The following is a 13,811-nucleotide window of genomic DNA, read 5'->3' as shown; positions in this document are numbered from 1 at the left end:
TGTAAGCCGACATGGGCACCGTAGAGCCGGCGCCCAACAGGAGGAAGCTATGAAAAAACTGTGGATGTGTCTTGCTGCGGCTGGAGGACTCGCGATGCTGGCGTCCCCGGGCTTTGCGGCCGATAAGACCCTTGCGCTGGTCGTCAAGGGTCTCGACAACCCGTACTTCGACCTTATGCATCAGGGATGCGAACGGGCGAACAAGGAACTCAACAAGCAAGGCTACAACTGTTATTACACTGGTCCCGCGACCGCGGCGGACGAGAGCGCGCAAGTGCAGATCATCGACGACCTGCTGACCAAGGGCGTCGCGAGCATGGCGATCTCGCCCGCGAACGCGCCGGCCGTGGCGGAGGTGCTGCGCCGCCGCGGCGGATCGGTCCCGGTCATCACCGCGGATGCCGATCTGCTGCCGAAGGATGCGTCGCTGCGCAAGAGCTATGTCGGCACCGACAACTACGAGCTGGGCGCCAAGCTTGGCGAACAGTTGAAGATGCTGATGCCGAAAGGCGGCAACGTCTGCCTCGTGATGGGCAATCCGGCAGCGGAGAACATCAATCAGCGGGCCCAGGGCGCACGCGACGTGCTATCCGGCAAGAAAGGCGTCACCAAGCTCGCTGGCGAGAACGGCTGGCATGAGATCAGTGGCTGTCCGCTCTACGTGAACGACGACGCCGCGAAGGCGAACCAGATGATGCAGGACACGCTGACCGCCAACCCCACGGGCCTCGACGCCTTTCTGCTGGCGGGCGGCTGGCCGCTCTTCGCTCCGCAGGCCTTTTCGCAGGTCGTCGCCCCGATCATGGACAAGATCAAAAACGGCAAATTCGTGATCGTCTCGGCTGACACGCTCGGGCCCGAGCTGCAGGCGCTCAAGGACCGCAAGGTGAATGTGCTCGTCGGCCAGCGGCCCGAGGAAATGGGCTACCGCGCCGCGATGGTCATGCGTGACCTCGCGGAAGGGAAGTCCGTGCCTCCGGTCATTCACACGGGACTCGACGTCTGCACGTGGAAGAACGCCGACACTTGCCTGAAGCATTGAAAGCCGGTGACCACGGCGACGACGAAGCCGTACTTCGCGAGTCCCGGATGAAATGGCCATCGAAATGGATGAGCGCGGTCCTGGCAGTCGTCGCGGTCGCTGCACTGCTTGCCGTCCCGTTGCCTGGGCCGGTCAATCTTACGACGAGGATTGCCACCGTGATCTCGATCGAGCGACCGGATACGGTGGTTTTCGACTACGTAACGACACCCGCTCACTGGCCCCGCTGGCACCCGTCTTCGCTATCGGTAAGAGGGGCGATCGACCACTCGTTAAACGTTGGTGAACAGGTTGCGGAAGAATTTCGCGTGGCGGGTCGCCGGGGAAGCGTCCTGTGGACCGTCGCCGTACGGGACCGTCCGCGCAAATGGGCGATTGTCGGCACGATAGACGGGAAGCCAGCAGGCACAGTGAGCTACGCTCTGACGCCCGTAGCGTCCGGGACACGATTCGAGCGCGAGTTCGTGTACCGCGCACCGACACTGTGGTTTGCGGTGTTAAATGTCTTGTTCGTTCGAACGAGAATCCAGCAGGAATCCGACGAGGCAGTCGCGCGACTGAAGAAAGCGTTGGAAACAATGCCGTAGCCCGGATTTTTTCCGAATCTTTTGTTCACACACATTGCACTACAGAACCTGGAAGGCGGCGAATGCGCCGCCCGCGAATACTTGCTGGGAGAAGATCTGCCAGATGCCGCCCACTCGCACGCCAAGCATGCACATGTATTGGAGTGGATTCGCGCCAGCGCCCGGCACTGGGTAGCCATTCGGAAAGCCGGGGATGTTGCTGTGCCCCGCGCCATAGACCATGAAGGGAGCGGCGCCGGCATGATTCGCGAAATCGCCGGCGCCAACGTTAGCATTCATTCCGCAGAGCTGCTGGGCCATGGCAGGGCCGACGTGCGGATTCGGATGCCCCGGAATGCTGGGCGAAATATGAGCGCCATAGATCACCCCTCCCACGTCCTTCATGCAAAAACTGCAGCCGGTGAACTGCGTCGTGACCATCACGTCTGAGCCATCGAGACGGGTACCGTCGATGGCGCCAAAGCTGGCAGCACCCGGCGGTGGCCCCGGATTCACCACGATTCCTCTACCGGGCACGGCAGTCCAGTGCACGGCGCGCACGCTCGCTGCTGTAAAGCCATACGCGCCTGCGGGAACCGGAACCCCTGCGACAGGCACGAACATGTAGCGATCCTGGGCCGCGTCGTAGGTGAAGTAAAAGTTCACGAGATTGCGGTCTAGCGCATCCGGCGCATAGGCCGTCGAACCACGAACCATAATCTTGTTGTCCGTGAGAAACTGCAGTGGCGCGGCCGGGATAACGGTCGTCAGCAGATTTCTGCTGCCGTGATCGCGCGCATGATGTGCATCCTCTACTATCCTGGCCTTCTGCAACAGGCGGCGATACTCAGCTGCCAACAATCCGGCACCGAGCGTCGTAGCCCGATTTGCGAGCGTTGTTTCCAATGGCATGCCACAAGAGATAAATCGCGCGTCGCATTTCGCGCTGGGTCTCGTTCCCCGCGTTGTGCAGATTCTTCATCGACATCCCGTTTGAGAAATTCACGTAGCCGGCCTGGTGCGCGTTGGCCGGGGGATAGTGGTTCTGAATATAGGAACTGGCCAGAGCGTGCGCGCAGGCGTTCTCGGCGAAGGTCCCGATTCCCGAGGTTTGAATGAATCCAAGCGTGTCGTTGATCCTGACAGTCACGTCTTTCATGGCTATTCCCAAAGTGTCGTGTGCCGCAGCAAGGGTCTCGCACCGATCCGTCCGCCCTCATGCATCGCCACGGTGATTCAAACCACGTGAACGAAATCCAGGTACTTGTCCAGGATGTGAAGATGATCGCTCGGCGTCTGGATATCTTCTGTCACGGCGATCATCATCCCGTCCCTCCCCTCTCGCTTGAGGTTTTCGCTAACGGCGTCATGATCACTGGCGGTAATGGTCACCTTCGACGACCGCTTGATCCCGATGGTGGGATTGCGCTTGCCGGTATGAAACGCAAAAGTGCAGAGATCGGAGGTGGGGCCAGGCGTGAAGACTTTCCCCTTTCGCGCCTGGAAGGCCTGCTGGTTGACCAGATCCCCGCTGTGTTTGTTTTTGACGATGACATCAGCGTTGTGGTAGTCGAGCACATAGGTCGCCACATCGGCGCATCCCACCGCATTCTGAATCTGGCTGATGTTGTGATATTCCTTGCTTCCCACGTTCCAGCCGGCGATATAGAGTTCGTAGACCCTGTCACCGCCGATCAACGCGACGGCGCGCGCGAACAAAGTGTTTGTGCTGCCGCGCCAGCCCTGGGTTTTGTGGACGCCCACGAGCCGGTCGGCGAGTACGCAGATGATCGCGGAACAGGTCGACATCGTGGGAAATGCGAGCGCTGTGCCCTCTCCCGTCTGATCGTCGTGAATCGACATCACGGTCCTGGTAATCGGCATGACGTTCTCCTCGATTCCCCCTGCAATCTTCGACATCGGCCGGCCGGTAATCGCACGCAAGCCCGGGCCACTGGCGCTGCCGCGGCCGCGGGGCCGCTCGCTGCGTCAATCAGACTTCTCTTCCGCCTCGATCCAGGCTTTAGTGGGTCTGGTCCGGTTATCCGTCGCCACTACCCCCACGCATTTGAACTTGCTGTTCTCCTGTTCGAGGCAATTCTGCAGATTTTCGGCGTCCGTCGTCTTCGCATCGACCAGCATGCCGGGCGGGATATAGCCACTCAGATTCTCAACCACGGGTTTCAGGGCTTCATAGATGAGGCTGTAGCGGTTTCCCTTTTTCAAGGCCATGAAATTTTTGCGGGCCCAATAGAAAGTCCTTCGCGTCCTGAGATTGCAGGGACATGTTGTGCAGCGCCGCGTGCAGGCTGGCTGCCTGAAAACAGTACGTGACGAACTGCGAGCAGCTGATTCCCTTGCGACTCGAAAGCTTCACGCCCGTGATCCCGCGGTGCCAGGCTCGCACCGCGCGGACCAAAGAGGCGGCAGTCCAGGCTTCACCGGTCTGGTATTCATCTCCGCGCCGTCCGAAGGGAACGGTCGCCTTCACGACCTGTTGTTTCGTTTCGGCATATTTCACCATCGCAACCACCATCGGATCGTCACTGCGCGTGGCCCATCTTGCGGCGAACCACGCTGCCGCCTCGGCCACGGCGGAACTCTCATAACGATAGACGAGGTACTTGATGTCGTCGTCGGTGACCGCCAGCGCACCGACGGACTGCTGCACGACTCCCTGCAGGTTCCCCACGTCCTTGCTGTGGATGATGGTTTTTCCCCCGGCGTCAACCACCCAGATCAGCGCATGCTTCGCTTCGTCGGTACTGTCGTCGTACTCGATAATGATGTCGCCGGGGGAAAAGTCCATGTCTCGATCGACTGATCTGAACGGCCGTTGCTGTTGCGGAAATGTGTGCCTGAACTGTGTGCCTGAACTGTGTGCCTGAACTGGGTGCCTGAATTGCAGAGGCACCGTCATCGTATGCAGAGGTCGGCCTTGATCAGAATCGCCGGCTTGATCCCGCCACGCTGGACGATCTGAACCACGATTGCACGCCCCTGCCCCGCCTGCGACGAATATTCAACGGGTTCCTCGACGACGACACCTTCGCTCGCATCGATACTGTGACGAAAGCGCACCGCCTTGCCTTCCTTGGTGGTGGTCACTTTGAGTTTTCCGTTACCGATGTCTGTCACGGAATGGGTAATCTGAAATCCTGAGCATGGCGCAACCGTCCACGGTTTCGTGCCATAGACGAAGACCTGGTATAGAACCATGTCACCCGGGCCGGTAAGTGCGATCAGGGGAGAAAAGCCGTGCTCATCGTTGCTTTGTCCCAGGTGCGTATCCACCTTGCTGGAAACATGAAAGCCGAGATTGGCGAAACAGCCTGTGGCCTTTATCGGCGCGGATATGAGCTCGTTGCTGAACACCCCCGTGAGGCTCGAAAGATTGCCATCGGCAGAGTCCCAAAGCATCTGCACATCCATTCCACATTTATCCTTCATCACCGTAAGCGGCACGAAGTGATTAAAACGGTAGTTGCAGGGATAACTGGAGACTGTCTTAGGGATGGTGATGGTTAGCCCACGTTTGTTGGGTGTAGACATGTCCGCCCCTTCCGCTGAGTATCACACGGCCCGCACTTAAGCCCGGATAAAAGGATAGGTAAACTGCACCGCCCAATCAACAAGATCAGACGTTTGCGTCAAGTCGACTCCAAAGGCTGCCAGAGACGCATTTTTCCCGTTCCCAAGCGGCATACGTTCCGCATAACTTAGGCTTGTGCCGCCAGAAACGAACGACAACGCGTGCGCGTAAGCCGCGTCGCGAGAATGTTGCCGGTGCCCCCAGGCGCAGCGACACGTCGAGTTGCACGAGCGGTATGCGCCCGATCCGCCCACGTCTTCTAGCGCTCGCGCCACACCACGTCTTTCGGGCTGATCGTGTAGCGCAGCATCCTTTCGCGCGATGCTTCGAGCAGACGCGTCATCGCGGCGGACGCGGCATCCGGCTCGCGCGCAACGATCCGGCGACGCACCGCGTCATGCAGCTCGATATCTTCGCTCGGCCGCGCCGCCTGCCGCAGCAGCATCTCCGACGACCCCCGCAACGCCGCCTTGATCGCACTGCCGATCGTAATGAACATGCCGTTCTGCGACATCACGATGATCGCCATATGAAATTCCAGCACCGCTTCGCTCACCGCGCGCACATCCGAATGCGCCGACGGCGAAGCATAAGCGCTCGCCAGCTCGCGATAGCGGCGCTCGATCAGCTGAAGGTCGTCGTCGCTGCCGTGCCGCGCCGCCAGAAAGCTCGCGCGCGGCTCGAAACAGATGCGCATCTCGAAGATGTCCTCGACGATCTTCGAATCGAATTGCGCATTGAGCCGCCACGCGAGCACGTCACGGTCGAGCAGATTCCAGTCCGAAAACGGCAACACGCGCGTGCCGATCTTCGGCGTCACTTCGATCAGGCGCTTGCCGGTGAGCTGTTTGATCGCCTCGCGCACGGTCGTGCGACTCACACGGTACTCGGTGCACAACTCGCTTTCGACAGGGAGCAGATCACCAGGGCCGAATTCGCCCGAGACGATCCTCATGCCGACGATCCGCGCGACCTGCGCGGTCATCGTCCCTACGACGGGCTCACGCTCGAACATCACCCCTCCTTCGTAGACTTCCCGTGCGAACCACCTAGCCGCGCTTTGCCGCAGTCGTGACGATCACGTTCCACGAGCCCGGCTTCAGGCGCGCCGTCAGTTTCTCGCCATCGACCGAGATCTTCTCGTTGGTTGCGGGCACGACCGTCAGCGGCGCTTCACGCGTATTCACCGCCTTCATGTTCGGGTGGTGAAGTTCGAGCGCGTGATCGAGCGTGCGCTGCACGCCGAGGCCGCGCAATTCGATGCTGAGGTCCATCTCGTCGGTCAGGTGCCGGTTCAACGCGAAGATCGTCGTGGTGCCGCTCGCGCGGTCGTCGACCACGGCGGCGCACAGGTAGGCGATTTCGGAAAAGGTCTCGGCCTCGTAGGCCGGCGATTCGATCACCGGCTTGAGCACGCGGCCGTGACCGAACTTCGACGCCTGCGAGAACGGATAAAAGATCGTCTGCCGCCAGGCGGCTCCGCCCGGCTCGGTCATGATCGGTCCGATCACGTTGACGAGTTGCGCGAGGCACGCCGTTTTGACGCGATCCGCGTTGTTCATCATCGTGATCAGTGCGCCGCCGACCACCAGCGCGTCCTCGGCGTTGTAGACTTCCTCGATCAGGCGCGGCGCGCTTGGCCAGCCCGGCTTGCGCAGATCGTTGATCGAGCGCGCCTTGTACCAGACATTCCATTCATCGAACGACAGCATGATGCGTTTGCTCGAATGCTTGCGCGCCGCCACGCTGTCCGCAACGGCGGCGATCTCCTTGATGAACAGATCCATCACGTCGATGTTGCCGAAGAATTCGGCGGTCGAGTCATGACGGTTCTCGAAGTACGTGTGCAAGGAGATGAAGTCGACCTGATCGAAGCAGTGTTCGAGCACGCGATCTTCCCACGCTCCATAGGTCGGCATGTCATGGGTCGACGAGCCGCACGCCGCGAGTTGAATGGTGGGATCGACCGCGCGCATCAGTTTGGCCGTTTCGAGCGCGACGCGGCCGTACTCGTCGGCGGTCTTGCGGCCGATTTGCCAGGGGCCGTCCATCTCGTTGCCGAGACACCAGAACTTGATGTCGTGCGGCTTCGCATAACCATGTTCGCGACGCAAGTCCGACAGCGCGGTGCCACCGGGGTGATTGCAGTACTCGACGAAATGGCGCGCTTCGTCCGGTCCGCGCGTGCCGAGATTGACTCCGTACATAGGCTCGATATCGAGCTCGCGGCACCAGTCGATGAATTCGTTGGTGCCGAACTGATTGGTCTCGACCGAATACCATGCGAGATCGAGCCGCTTCGGCCTTTGCGCCTTCGGGCCGACACCGTCTTCCCAGTTATAGCCCGACAGAAAATTGCCGCCGGGATAACGGACGATCGTCGGCCCGAGTTCGCGCGTGAGCGCCATCACGTCTTTTCGATAGCCACGCTCATCCGCGTCGGGGTGATCCGGCTCATAGATGCCGGTATAGACGCAGCGGCCCATATGTTCGACGAACGTACCGAACAAGCGCCGGTCAAGGTCCGCGACGACGAAATCCCGGTCGACGACAAGGCGGGAGGTAATCATTGTGATAGGTCCTGTGGTGAGATCGCCTGCGCGTGCCGCGCGATGCGGCACGCCGGCTTTTGAGCTCGGTTGGATTCGGTGAGGTTCCGTTGAGTTCGGGTCAGGCGTGCGGCCACTACCTGGACAGCAGCTTGTTGACGCGGTCTTGCGCATCCTGTTCGACGGCGGCGATCGGCTTGCCTGAGGTCAACATATTGCTGACCTCGCTGCCGACGATCTCCTGAATCGCGAACTGACGCGGCACCGTGTTCGGCAGCGAATAGCCGGTGGACGAGATCTCCTTGATCTCCGGGCGATGCGGCAACGCGTTGAACGCCGCGCTATCGACCACCGACTGCCGCGCCGGCAGATGCCCGGTGCGGGCCCAGTCGGCGTCGTGGTCGTAGAGGAACTTGAGGAACACGAACGCGGCGTGGCGGCTCTTGTCGTCTTTCGCGCCGCCCTTGAGCATGACCCATGAGTGGCCATCGGCCCACACCGCTTTCTTCTGGAACAGGTTCGGGAACGGCACGACCTCGTAGCCGTTGTTGGCGAGCGGCGAATCGGTTTTCTTCGACAGATTGGTCAAGTCCTCGATCACCCATGTGCCGCAGATCAGCACCCCTGCCTTGCCGTTCATGAACGCCTGGTTCGACGCACCATAGTCGAGGTTCGGGGTGATGTCGCCCGCCTTCATCAGCCCATCCAGCAATTGCAGTGCGTTGGTCACGGGCTTGACGCGCGAATCGATTTTTGTCGGGCCCGACGGAAAGAGCGTGCCGTTCTGCTGATAGACCATCGTGTACAACGAGCGCGTCTGTGCAGCGCTTTCGTTGGCGATCGGCATCGTGAGGTACGGCAGCCCGGTCTTGTCCTTGAACTGTTTCGCCTGCTTCAGCAGTTCGTCGGGCGTGCTCGGCAGGATCGGCTTGCCGCTCGCGTCGACGAGACCCGCCTTCCTGAACAGATTGATGTTGATATGCCACAGCCACGAATGCGTGTCGAACGGCAACGCGTAGGTCTTGTCGTCGAACGTGACGCCGCGGCGCGCGTGATCCGTGAAGTCCTTCGTATCGATCCCCACCGATTTGAACCCGGTGTCGAGCGGTTCGACGAGCTTGCGCTTCACATAGTCGCCGAGCACTGCTTCGTGCATGACCGAGATCGTCGGTACGTCGTGACTCAGAATGCGCGCATCGATCTGCGTATAGTAAGGAGACCATTCGATGATCTGCGGCTTGACGACGATGTCTTCCTTGTTCGTCGCATTGAACTCATTGACCAGCGTCGTGATGATTCCGCACTCACCCGCGGCCTTGCTCACGTCGTTCACATTGCCGTATTCAGCGTCGCAGGCGCCGAAAAAGCGCGACAGCGTAATTTCGGTTTTGGCCTGAGCGGGAGCCGCGAGGCCGGCCGTCAGACTCAGCAAGGCAAGCAAAAGCGCACCGCGTACGAGCGATCTCTTCATGGTTGTCTCCTGTCGAATACTCGATGAGCCGCGTATTTCCGATCGACACCGCGCGGCCGCTATGGGTTACCGGAGTGACCGGTTCTTTTCAAGCAAGGCGCCGATGTCTGGAAACATCGGTGTGCCGGCGGTTCAGCGCACCGTGGTGCCCGCCACGGCGGCCACGATGTACTTCTGGAAAAACAGGTACAGCACGAAGATTGGCAGGCCGGCGAACACGGCTTGCGCCATCAGGTAGCCAATGCCCTCGGACTGCGCGAAATTGCCTTGCGTCGACGCGAGGCCGATCGTCAACGTATACATCTCCGGCTTCGACGCCGACACGAGCGGCCACAGGTAGTCGTTCCACGCGCTGAGGAAGGTGAAGATCGCAAGCGTCGCCTGTGCCGGAATCGACAGCGGCAGCACGATGCGCCAGAACACCTTGAAGCGCGACGCGTTGTCTAGCAGCGCGGCTTCCTCGATTTCGACCGGCACGGCCTTGAAGTACTGGGTCATCAGGTACACGCCGAACGGTGACGCGAGCCGCGGCATGATCAGTGCGCCATAGGTGTTGTGCCAGTCGAGCGACGCGAACACGCTATGCAGCGGAATCACGAGCGCCTGCTCGGGAACCGCGAGCCCGGCGAGGCAGACCACGTAAAGCCAGCGCTTGCCCGGAAACGTCGTGCGCGCGAAGCCGTAGCCAGCGAGCGATGCGATGACGAGCGTCAGCAGGGTCTGGCCCAGCGCGACGATCGCGCTGTTGATCAACCAGCCGCCGACAGCTGAGGTGCCGATGATGCTGGCGTAGTTCTGCAGCGTGAACGGCGGCGAGAACAGCACATCGGTATGCTGCTGCAGGAAGGCGTTCGGCTTGAACGACAGCGCGAACACCCAGACCAGCGGCGCGATCCACACGAGCGCGAGCAGCACCACGGCGCCGAGCATCACGCGCTCGCCGAGACGACCGGCCAACGAACCGCGCGAACGTTCGGGACCAGCCGGATTCGAAGCGGACTGCATTGCGGCGGTACTCATGCGGGGTCCTTTCTGCGTACGATCCATGACTGCACGGCGATACCTAGCAGCATCAGCGCGAACAGCACCTGGGCCGCGGCAGCCGAATAGCCGAACAACCATTGGCGGAAGCCGGATTCGTAAATGAACTGGACGAGCGGTCGCGATGCATTGTTCGGTCCGCCGCCGGTCAGCAATTGCGCCTGACCGAACAGCTGGAACTGGAACACCGCTTCGATCACCGCAACCAGCGCGACGGTGCGCCGGATCGACGGCAGCGTGATCGCTACGAAGGTGCGCCAACGGGTCGCGTTATCGAGCGCAGCCGCTTCGTATAACTCCTGCGGGATCTGCTGAAGCGCGGCGAGAAACAGCATCATCGGCAGGCCCACGATCCACCACACGGTGACGATCGCGATCATCGGCAGCGCCGTGGCTTCATGGACGAGCGGCACGTACTCGGGGATGTTGAGCGCGCGGCTGACGTCGGCCAGCAGCCCATGACCCGGCATCAATACCAGCTTCCAGACGAGCGTGACGATCGTCACCGACAGCACCGACGAACCGAAGAAGATCGCACGCAGCGCGGCGCAAAATCGGCCCGGCCGATTGAGCACGAGCGCGAGCGCAAGACCGAGCGCGACGAACATCGGCACGGTCATGAACACGAAGTAGAACGTGTTGCGCACGGCGCCGCGAAAGATCGGATCGGACGCGAGGTCGAGATAGTTCTTCAGGCCGATGAACTCGGACGTGCCGCCGAGCAGATCGACGTTCTGCAAGCTCAGCCACCAGCCGTACACGAGCGGCACGACCAGCAACAGCACGTAGACGATCACGAACGGCAATACGAACAGCCCGTTCGACCAGGACGCGAGGGGATAGTTGAAACGGCGCTGCCGCGCTTTCGGCAGACCGGCGTTCAGCGGGCGATCAGCAGCCATGATGCGCGCTCCCGTTGGCGTCGAACAGATGCAGATGGGCAGCATCGAGATTCATACGAAGCGGGTCGCCGGGCTGCAATTCGTACTCGCGCGGAATCTCGATGACGATCAGCTGATTGCTGGACAGGCTCACGTGCGCGAGCGAACGGTCGCCGAGGCGCTCGATGAATTCGGCGCGCCCATTGAGCGCGCCGGCCGCGTCGATCACCACATGCTCGGCGCGGATGCCGAGCGTGAGTTGGCCCGGAGGCAATCTGCCGGCCGCGATCGTGGTCGGAATCACGACGTTGTCGACCGGCAGGCGCACGCGCAAACGGCCGCCGTTTTCGCCGGCCGGTTCGACATCGATGAAGTTCATTGCCGGCGCGCCGATGAAGCCGGCCACGAAGCGCGTGGCCGGACGCCGGTAGATATCGAGTGGCGCGCCGATCTGCTCGATGCGGCCGCGGTTCATCACGACAATGCGTGTGGCGAGCGTCATCGCTTCGATCTGGTCGTGTGTGACGAAGACCATCGTCGAGCTGAGGCGCCGATGGATCCGCGCCAGTTCGACCCGGGTACGCGTGCGCAACGCCGCATCGAGGTTCGACAACGGCTCATCGAACAGGAACGCTTCCGGTTCCTTGACCACCGCGCGGCCAATCGCGACCCGCTGACGCTGACCACCCGACAGTTGCGCGGGGCGGCGCTTGAGCAGCGCATCGAGTTCGAGCATGCGGGCGGCCTCGGTAATGCGCCGGTTGATCTCGCTCGCGACGACGCCCGAGTTGCGCAAGCCGAACGCCATGTTGTCGTAGACCGTCATGTGCGGATAGAGCGCGTAGTGCTGAAACACCATCGCGACGTCGCGCCTCGCCGGCGGCAGGTGCGTGACCTCGCGGCCACCGATGCTGATCTGCCCTTCGCTGACGGCCTCCAGCCCGGCGATCATGCGTAGCAGCGTCGACTTGCCGCAACCGGACGGGCCGAGAAAGACGAGGAATTCGCCTTCATGGATGTTCAGGTCGAGACCGGTGATCACTTCCGTCTCGCCATACCGCTTTGTCACGCCGTTGAGCTGAATGCCCGTCACCGTGCCTCCTTGGGTTATGTCCCGGAACTGCCGTCTCTGTTTGTATTTGTCTGCTTTGATATTATGAAAATATAGTAATTTCGATTGCTTTAATTCGTCCAATCCCTATTTCGATATTGATCTATTCGGATTTGGTATCGGGATATGCGTTTGGAATTGCCTTCGCAATATGCAATTCAAAAACGAGAATTTGCGGCCCATGCCGAAGCGCTTTCTACGCCAAAGACAAGCTAGTCGCCCGCCGGCTTCCTTCGGACAATCCGAAGACAATATTGGAAAAACCGCATTGCGCCAGTTCTCGGTTGAAGACTGAGCGGATCAGCGGGAAGACGATTATTCAGGTTCGTCCATGAGCACTCAGGGAAGGTCGAGCGGCGCTGCTCTCCACCTTCCCCCATTCGTGGGCGCGGAACAGGAAAGGTTACCGGCGGGCTTCCGTTGCCATACGGACTGCAAGGCCCGCTAGCACTGTGCCCATCAACCAGCGTTGAAGCGTAATCCACGTCGGGCGGCTCGCGAGAAATCCGGCAATCGAGCCAGCCATCGTCGCAATGGCTGCATTCACGCAGACGCTGATCACGATCTGCGTTGCACCCAGCGCAAGCGATTGATGAAATATGCTGCCGTGCGACGGATCAATGAACTGAGGCAATAGCGACAGGTAAAGCACGGCGATTTTGGGGTTCAGCAGATTGGTGGTGAACCCCATCACGAACAGTTTGCGACGGCTGTCCACGGGAAGATCGCGGACCTGAAATGGTGAGCGTCCGCCGGACTTGACTGCTTGCCACGCAAGATAGAGCAGATACATCGCACCGCCAAAGCGGAGGGCATCGTAGGCGTAGGGTATAGCGAGAACCAGAGCGGTGATGCCGAATGCGGCACACAGCATGTAGAAGACGAAACCAAGGGCGACGCCAGCCAGGGAGATAAGTCCAGCTTGACGACCTTGGCAGATGGAGCGTGAAATCAGATAAACCATATTCGGTCCGGGTGTAAGCACCATGCCGAATGCAACGAGACCGAATGAAAGGAAATGGCTTAGATTGGGCATCGAAAACTCCAAAGTTACGCGTATCGAAGGTGGCGAATTTTCATCCGTGATTTTCCATTAGTTTTGCGGGTTGCCGCCAGCAGATGTTTTGCGAGACTCAAGCGAACGGATGCAGCTTCAGTTCGAGACCCAGGACGATGAGGAATAGGAGAAAGCAACGGCGGAAGGTTTTTGGACTGATCTTCTGCCGCATGATCGAGCCCAACCACATTCCAGCGAGAGCGGGAACGACAGCCAGCAGCGACAAGCCGATCTGGTCAATCCCGAACGCGCCATGGGCGAGCATATGAGATTCGATCTCGCGGATCTGCGTCTGTTCGTTTGCGTGGTCGATGCTGGCAGCATTGCAGCCGGGGCCCGACAGGCAAACCTCGCATTGGCGTCGGCAAGCGAGCGGATCAGTAACATCGAGTCGGATGCAGGTGCCGTTCTGCTTGAAAGAAGCCGCCGGGGCGTAGTGACCACCGAGGCAGGAGAGGCGCTCTTGCACCATGCGCGTCTGATTCTCCGACAACACAGTCT

At 60.5% G+C, this 13,811-nt stretch carries 16 protein-coding genes and 1 pseudogene; 3 read left to right on the top strand and 14 right to left on the bottom strand.

Features of this window, described 5'->3' with window-relative positions:
* Nucleotides 1-49 precede the first annotated feature (49 nt).
* Both AB3X96_RS27660 and AB3X96_RS27655 read left to right on the top strand, forming a co-directional pair.
* Nucleotides 50-1,042, top strand: coding sequence for a sugar-binding protein (locus AB3X96_RS27660; protein WP_176111705.1), 993 nt, complete (start codon nucleotides 50-52; stop codon nucleotides 1,040-1,042).
* A gap of 47 nt (nucleotides 1,043-1,089) precedes the next feature.
* The gene (locus AB3X96_RS27655) at nucleotides 1,090-1,629 is read left to right on the top strand and encodes an SRPBCC family protein (RefSeq protein WP_368592249.1); all 540 of its coding nucleotides are present in this window, start codon (nucleotides 1,090-1,092) and stop codon (nucleotides 1,627-1,629) included.
* 39 nt (nucleotides 1,630-1,668) lie between these two features.
* Here AB3X96_RS27655 and AB3X96_RS27650 read toward each other — a convergent pair whose 3' ends face one another.
* The 14 genes from AB3X96_RS27650 to AB3X96_RS27585 all read right to left on the bottom strand — a co-directional run bounded on the left by AB3X96_RS27650 (nucleotide 1,669) and on the right by AB3X96_RS27585 (nucleotide 13,575).
* The gene (locus AB3X96_RS27650; RefSeq protein WP_368592230.1) at nucleotides 1,669-2,514 is read right to left on the bottom strand and encodes a hypothetical protein; all 846 of its coding nucleotides are present in this window, start codon (nucleotides 2,512-2,514) and stop codon (nucleotides 1,669-1,671) included.
* The gene (locus AB3X96_RS27645) at nucleotides 2,456-2,767 is read right to left on the bottom strand and encodes a hypothetical protein (protein ID WP_368592229.1); all 312 of its coding nucleotides are present in this window, start codon (nucleotides 2,765-2,767) and stop codon (nucleotides 2,456-2,458) included. The genes AB3X96_RS27650 and AB3X96_RS27645 overlap by 59 nt, the downstream gene beginning before the upstream one ends.
* A gap of 77 nt (nucleotides 2,768-2,844) precedes the next feature.
* Entirely contained in the window at nucleotides 2,845-3,528 is a 684-nt protein-coding gene (locus AB3X96_RS27640; RefSeq protein WP_368592228.1) for a hypothetical protein, read from the bottom strand.
* Nucleotides 3,529-3,597: 69 nt separating this feature from the next.
* A complete protein-coding gene (locus AB3X96_RS27635; protein WP_368592227.1) occupies nucleotides 3,598-3,840 on the bottom strand; it encodes a hypothetical protein in 243 nt (80 codons plus the stop codon).
* Entirely contained in the window at nucleotides 3,800-4,417 is a 618-nt protein-coding gene (locus AB3X96_RS27630) for a hypothetical protein (protein ID WP_368592226.1), read from the bottom strand. Before AB3X96_RS27630 ends, AB3X96_RS27635 begins: the two co-directional genes overlap by 41 nt.
* Nucleotides 4,418-4,524: 107 nt before the next feature.
* Nucleotides 4,525-5,160, bottom strand: coding sequence for a hypothetical protein (locus tag AB3X96_RS27625; RefSeq protein WP_368592225.1), 636 nt, complete (start codon nucleotides 5,158-5,160; stop codon nucleotides 4,525-4,527).
* 299 nt (nucleotides 5,161-5,459) lie between these two features.
* A complete protein-coding gene (locus tag AB3X96_RS27620; protein WP_368592224.1) occupies nucleotides 5,460-6,215 on the bottom strand; it encodes a FadR/GntR family transcriptional regulator in 756 nt (251 codons plus the stop codon).
* A gap of 34 nt (nucleotides 6,216-6,249) precedes the next feature.
* Nucleotides 6,250-7,770: an alpha-N-arabinofuranosidase gene (locus AB3X96_RS27615; RefSeq protein WP_368592223.1), complete on the bottom strand. Its 1,521-nt coding sequence runs from the start codon at nucleotides 7,768-7,770 to the stop codon at nucleotides 6,250-6,252.
* Between the two features lie 115 nt (nucleotides 7,771-7,885).
* Nucleotides 7,886-9,220 (bottom strand): extracellular solute-binding protein, encoded by a 1,335-nt coding sequence (locus tag AB3X96_RS27610; RefSeq protein WP_368592222.1) that lies wholly within the window; start codon nucleotides 9,218-9,220, stop codon nucleotides 7,886-7,888.
* A 132-nt stretch (nucleotides 9,221-9,352) separates the two neighbouring features.
* Nucleotides 9,353-10,240, bottom strand: a complete 888-nt coding sequence (locus tag AB3X96_RS27605; protein WP_368592221.1) for a carbohydrate ABC transporter permease — start codon at nucleotides 10,238-10,240, stop codon at nucleotides 9,353-9,355.
* Nucleotides 10,237-11,163, bottom strand: a complete 927-nt coding sequence (locus tag AB3X96_RS27600) for a carbohydrate ABC transporter permease (protein ID WP_368592220.1) — start codon at nucleotides 11,161-11,163, stop codon at nucleotides 10,237-10,239. The genes AB3X96_RS27605 and AB3X96_RS27600 overlap by 4 nt, the downstream gene beginning before the upstream one ends.
* Nucleotides 11,153-12,235, bottom strand: a complete 1,083-nt coding sequence (locus AB3X96_RS27595; protein WP_368592219.1) for an ABC transporter ATP-binding protein — start codon at nucleotides 12,233-12,235, stop codon at nucleotides 11,153-11,155. Before AB3X96_RS27595 ends, AB3X96_RS27600 begins: the two co-directional genes overlap by 11 nt.
* Before the next feature lie 421 nt (nucleotides 12,236-12,656).
* Nucleotides 12,657-13,289 (bottom strand): LysE family translocator, encoded by a 633-nt coding sequence (locus AB3X96_RS27590; RefSeq protein ID WP_368592218.1) that lies wholly within the window; start codon nucleotides 13,287-13,289, stop codon nucleotides 12,657-12,659.
* A gap of 97 nt (nucleotides 13,290-13,386) precedes the next feature.
* On the bottom strand, nucleotides 13,387-13,575 hold the full coding sequence (locus AB3X96_RS27585; RefSeq protein WP_368592217.1) for a TSUP family transporter: 189 nt from the start codon (nucleotides 13,573-13,575) through the stop codon (nucleotides 13,387-13,389).
* Here AB3X96_RS27585 and AB3X96_RS27580 point away from each other — a divergent pair.
* Nucleotides 13,564-13,707 (top strand): annotated as a pseudogene (locus AB3X96_RS27580) (LysR family transcriptional regulator); the annotation flags it as partial. The gene AB3X96_RS27585 and the pseudogene AB3X96_RS27580 overlap by 12 nt on opposite strands.
* Between the last annotated feature and the right edge of the window lie 104 nt (nucleotides 13,708-13,811).

The organism is Paraburkholderia sp. BR13439 (assembly GCF_040948805.1).
GTDB lineage: Bacteria > Pseudomonadota > Gammaproteobacteria > Burkholderiales > Burkholderiaceae > Paraburkholderia > Paraburkholderia youngii.
Note: the sequence above shows the minus strand (reverse complement) of the source record. Positions and strands in the feature narration are given on the sequence as shown.